At 35.4% G+C, this 5336-nt stretch carries 6 protein-coding genes; 2 read left to right on the plus strand and 4 right to left on the minus strand.

The genetic code is table 11. The features are described 5' to 3' along the window. The 4 genes from HRT72_03070 to HRT72_03085 all read right to left on the minus strand — a co-directional run. A partial coding sequence (locus HRT72_03070) for a hypothetical protein (GenBank protein NQY66691.1) occupies positions 1–219 on the minus strand: 219 nt, incomplete at its 3' end. Next, entirely contained in the window at positions 209–847 is a 639-nt protein-coding gene (locus tag HRT72_03075) for a YiiX family permuted papain-like enzyme (GenBank protein NQY66692.1), read from the minus strand. The genes HRT72_03070 and HRT72_03075, both read right to left, overlap by 11 nt. A 26-nt stretch (positions 848–873) precedes the next feature. Further along, a complete protein-coding gene (locus tag HRT72_03080) occupies positions 874–1473 on the minus strand; it encodes a murein L,D-transpeptidase catalytic domain family protein (protein ID NQY66693.1) in 600 nt (199 codons plus the stop codon). 10 nt (positions 1474–1483) lie between these two features. Beyond that, positions 1484–2683 carry a VWA domain-containing protein gene (locus HRT72_03085; GenBank protein NQY66694.1) on the minus strand — a complete coding sequence of 400 codons (1200 nt, stop codon included), beginning with the start codon at positions 2681–2683 and terminating at the stop codon, positions 1484–1486. A gap of 203 nt (positions 2684–2886) precedes the next feature. Here HRT72_03085 and HRT72_03090 point away from each other — a divergent pair, with 203 nt between their 5' ends. Both HRT72_03090 and HRT72_03095 read left to right on the plus strand, forming a co-directional pair. Next, on the plus strand, positions 2887–4851 hold the full coding sequence (locus HRT72_03090; protein NQY66695.1) for a histidine kinase: 1965 nt from the start codon (positions 2887–2889) through the stop codon (positions 4849–4851). Further along, on the plus strand, positions 4844–5336 hold a 493-nt coding region (locus HRT72_03095; GenBank protein ID NQY66696.1), incomplete at its 3' end, for a response regulator. The genes HRT72_03090 and HRT72_03095, both read left to right, overlap by 8 nt.

A 5336-nucleotide genomic window follows, 5' to 3' on the forward strand; every position in this document is an offset into this window, starting at 1 on the left:
CTTCAAAAATGACTTCACGCCATAACCAGCGCCCCAGTACAAATTATTTCTAACATCCTTTCCATTACCTATTAAACTCGGAACGGGTACAATTCCTTGATTTTCGTTGTCGCATAAAGCTGTAAAAACATGAATCATTCTTGTTTGCCCATTTGAAATTATTGGCATCAATGCGATTATAACAACAATCCATATTGATTGAGTTTTCTTACAAATCATACCCCTTCCCTCCAACTGTTATAAGAAGATTCGACTTAAACATCGCTTCTGGAGAAATCACTTTTTCGTTATATGGGATATTATCTCCATACCGATAATTCATTATTCGTTGCACCTCCTTATGCTTTAAATCAAAGCTCCTCAACTCCTGTAATTCTCCTATTTCTAGTCCCAACGCCTTCTTATATATCTTCCATACCAACTCCGAACAATAAATTCGTGAATCACTCCACTCAAAAAATGCATCATAGTCTTTACCTAGATATTTATCTCCAACCGCCTTCATTTTTTGCACAGCGGCCTTCGTTAAAATATTCTCTGAATTCTTTAATCTACGTACAACGTACGCACCGCCCTTTCCGCCCTTTATCCATTCATTAATTGGAGTAATTCTAACAGGTTGAACCGCTTCATAAACCATTATACCTTCCGCGGTATTAAAGATAATTCCGACATGACTGAACCTTGAATGTGTTGCAAGTTGAACGGCCTTACTTTGGTGAGATTGATCGGTTTGGAAAATTATATCTCCGCTTTTATAATTGTATTTCGCGGTTGCGATGTTGATAAAGGCAAGCAGCATCGCCAGTATCAAGGCTCCTTTTTTACATAATAATTGTTTTTTCATTGTTTTAGTTTTATTCGTTTATAATGTTATTTATATATCCACAGTAAGACCGGTTTAGACGTGCGTTTTAATTTCTTATCCAGATAATACATTGTATTATTAGATACCATTGGGCACCCCCAACTGGTAACTAAATAGTCTGGAGAAATCTCTTCTTCTTCAACCCCAACATAAGAGTGCAAAACGATAATTCGCTTGTAGGCATTGCTATTGGTTTTTTCTAGACCATGCAACTTGTAATTTACATTTGTACCCCAATTGCTGTAGCCCCTTTTTCCTATTTTATACTTCCCAATAGAACTACAATAACTTTGCGATACATTGTTTACAACTGCTTCCTGATAGGAATACCCGGGGCCCGTAACTCCATTGCAACTACCATGACTGCATAATGATTTTCTAAGAAAACTATTCGAGTTAAAATCCCAGACAAACATTCTATTCTTTCCAGAATGAATATTCAGATCAACAAATATGCAATAGGTTGTATCCATCTTATTCTGAACACAAAACTTAAAAGCCTCTTCACCCTTTGATTTTGCTATCACTCCAACGCCCGATTGCGCACTAGATATTGAGCTAAACATTAGAAAAACAAGAAGTGACATTACTAAATATTTAAGCATAGAGTATATCTTAGTTTAAATTATTTTCGAATTGAAAAGACTTTGCTTCAGCTTGCTCAACTATCGAAGAAATAATTGCATCATCTAGCTGTACTTTTCCATCTTTTGCTTTCTCTAATTTCACTTTGGCTACAAACTGTTCTCGCTTCTTCTTTAGGTTCAATATTTCTCCTTTCACCTTTTTCCGTTGTTCTATATATTCAAATAGATAGGCCCCTTTTTCCTCCAAACTCATGGTTCTCATAGTATCAGGAAGGCTTTCATTTTCAATTTCAGATAAATCAAAACCACTACGACTAGATGCATCAACAAGGTCCCACGTAGCATTTTTATAGACTTTGCTGCTCTTCGACATTATCCGTTTTACAGCATTTACTTCGCCATAACTACTGGCATTTGCATCCTCTCTTATCTGTTTCTCTTTCTTACTCCTTCCCTGGCTGCCATAAGGGAGATAGGTCTTATTAAGCTTTACATTTAAATTGGAAATACCTTGATCGTAAGGTGAGCTGATGTGTACTATTTGTGCATCATGATCAATATTCATATACTTTCCTTGGCCCAAATCAGCCCCATGTTTCCAAAAAGTATCTATCCCTCTGTTATAGTCGCCGCAGAAAATTGTATTCACCGTAACATGTTGATTATTTGCAAGAGCACTTGCCTTCTCGTAATTAACTCCTCCCTGATCAAAACCTTCGTTTCCGGCAATGAATATTAACTGTAAATCTTCTTTATTATCCGTCCAAGTCAACTCCTGAAGCGAAGTCTTAATAACCCTTCCGCAATATTCAGATCCACCCGTGGTTGTGAGGGCAAATAATTTTTCAGAAATCTCGTCGAGCTCCGAGGTAAACGGACTTATCTGTTCTACATACCCGTCTAGTATTGAAAGATTATCGTTACCATATTGATAAAGAGCAAACTCTATATCTGGGTCCTCACCTTTATTGTCTGTTGCTTTGGCCAGTTGGTTTACAATTTTCCACAATTGATTCTTTGCCTGTTCTATCAGCCCATCCATGCTATTGGAGGTATCGAGAAGAATCGCGATTTTTATTTTCTTTCTTTCTTTTTTTTCATCCACAGAAACCGAATCCTTTATCGCACGTTCCGTTGTCTCTATAACATTTACCCTATTCTCTTTCTGTGTACAAGCAAATAACAAGGTTAGTAGTAACAACCCAACCATTTTAATTTCCGTTTTCATATCTATACTTTTTAATTAATAAGGATAAATCTATGCCTAAGAAAGAGTGGAAAAAATGAACATTTAGGGAACAGCAAGTCTGAGTTAGGGAACAGCACAACTCACTTAGAATGGATTACAAAACAGGCCCAAACACCCGATAATAAAGAGATTTTAAAAAATATCAGATTTAGAAATGAATATGATTTGATTACATTTATAAAATGACCAGGACACTTTTTTTTGTTTTCACGCTGCTAATGCTCGGTTCTTTTTCTTCATTCGGAGGGAATAAAAAAAGCATCGAAAGGAAGAGCAAGCAAGAGGTAATATTAGAACTTGATATCCAAACATATTCCGATTTGGTTGCGGTCGAATCTAAGATCGAATCATCCCCCGATGAATCAATTCAAGAGCTTGACCAAATTGTAAAACTGGCCATAACAGAAAACTTAGAAGGCTCCATTACCTTTGCGTACAGCCTACTTGGCAGAGCATATAAGGCATTACATCAACCCAAATTAGCATTGCATTTTATGCACTTGGCCGAAGAAAGTTATTCGTCCAAGCAACTGGGTAAACTAACAGATATATCTCCCAGGTACGAAATACCGGCTCAATACTATCTGGACTTAGCCGAGATACACATACAGCTAGGGAATTATAAAACGTCAAATGAACAATTTGAAATCTATAAAAACATTGACAAAAACAGTCTCAAAACAAAGAAGATCGATTACCAAATTGCCCAAAACCTTTATGCCCTAGAAAACTATAAAGAGGCAATAGTACATTATGAGCGTCTGCTTAAAGTTGAAACAAAAGAGAACAACGAACTTCAAAAAAGAATATGCTATTCCAGACTAGCAGCTTGTCAAATATCACTTGGTAATACGGCAGAAGGATTAGCATTCTATAATTTATCCATGCCTAACCAAATTACAGCTGGCATAGAATCAAGTCAGTTTTCGCAGAATAAAGAAATCGTTACAAAAGCCCTTCGGAAACAGAATCTTACTTCAGAAGAACTATCGGTTAGGAATTCAGCATTAAGTTTTGTGAACGACGGTTTAGAAAATTTACGCTTGGCCCAAACTTATTTCAGAGATAGCAATTTAACTAAAACAGAACTTTCACTGGATCGATATTTCTCAAACATATCTTATAATCTTATTGATTACAATGAGATAGAAGTAGTCAAACAAATGGCTATCCATTTAAAAAATCAACAGAATAATAAGAAGGCTTTAGAGTATTATTTAAATTTTGATGAGTTATCAGACACCATAAAAAATCGACTATCCTCTCTAGAACAGAAATCACAGGAGTTGGGTGAAATTGGATATCAGAATATTCTAGAAATAGAAGTGTTGCAAAAAGATGTAGAAATGTCTGAAAACACGATCTATCATTTAATGCGAGAGGGGGATTTGAAAGAAGACTTAGTTGGCTTCCAAAAACTCTTGATTATCTCACTTTGTACTTTACTCGCAATTGGTCTGGCTTCTCTAATCTATATAATTCGTGTATCCAAACAAAGAAGAATTGCTAATCAGCAATTAGCGCTTAGATCGTTGCGTTCGCAAATGAATCCTCATTTTATTTTTAATGCGCTCAATTCGGTAAACAGTTTTATTTCTGTGAGTGACGAAAAATCTGCAAATAAATTCTTGAGCGAATTCTCCACTTTAATGAGAACTGTCATGGAAAACTCGGAACATGATTTTATCTCGTTAAATAAAGAATTAGAAATTATCAAAATATATGTTGAATTAGAACACTTTCGGTTTCAGGATAAATTCTCTTATAAAATAGATATAGATGATGATTTAGATGACGAAGAAATTGTTCTACCGACTATGTTGATTCAGCCTTACATAGAAAATTCGATTTGGCATGGATTACGTTATAAAGAATCTAAAGGAGAGCTTTTAGTTTCATTAAAAAAGTCCAACAAAAAATTACTTGTTACGATACAAGATGATGGTATTGGAAGAAAGAAGAGTGAACAAGTAAAAACGAAGAACCAGAAAAAAAACAAAAGTACCGCACTCAAAAATATTGGCGAACGCGTTGAATTATTTAAAAGTTTACACAATATTAGTCTGGAAGTAAGCATTAATAATTTAAACGATGATGGAACAGGTACCGTCGTATCAATTGTAATTCCCCAACCAAACAATGACTAAAATAAAAGCGATACTTGTAGAAGATGAAGAAGCCAGTAGAATAACGCTTCGAAACTATTTGGATAAATATTGTCCTAATGTAGATCTACTTGGAGAGGCAGAAAACATTAACGAAGGGTACACTTTAATAAAGTCTATAAAGCCACAGCTTGTATTTCTAGACGTAGAAATGCCTTTTGGTAATGCCTTTGATTTATTGGAAAAATTCGATTCCCTTGATTTTGAAGTTGTCTTTGTAACAGCCTTTAGTAAATATGCGCTTGATGCCTTGAACTTAAGTGCGAGCAATTACCTTCTTAAACCGTTGAGTATTGACCAACTCATTACGGCAGTAGACAAAGTAGAGAAACAAATTGCAGACAAGTCTAGCATAAAGACCTCAAATATTCTGTTGGAAAACTTAGCCATAGAAAACCGACAGTTAAAGAAAATGGTTCTACCAATGTTAGATGGGTTCGAAGTAGTAGTTCTAAAAGACATCGTAA

It is taken from the genome of Flavobacteriales bacterium, from assembly GCA_013214975.1.
Classification (GTDB): Bacteria; Bacteroidota; Bacteroidia; order DT-38; family DT-38; genus DT-38.

Coding starts and splice junctions, on each gene's coding strand:
- HRT72_03075 (NQY66692.1), bottom strand. CDS start 847: ATGAAAAAACAATTATTATGTAAAAAAGGAGCCTTGATACTGGCGATG.
- HRT72_03080 (NQY66693.1), bottom strand. CDS start 1,473: ATGCTTAAATATTTAGTAATGTCACTTCTTGTTTTTCTAATGTTTAGC.
- HRT72_03085 (NQY66694.1), bottom strand. CDS start 2,683: ATGAAAACGGAAATTAAAATGGTTGGGTTGTTACTACTAACCTTGTTA.
- HRT72_03090 (NQY66695.1), top strand. CDS start 2,887: ATGACCAGGACACTTTTTTTTGTTTTCACGCTGCTAATGCTCGGTTCT.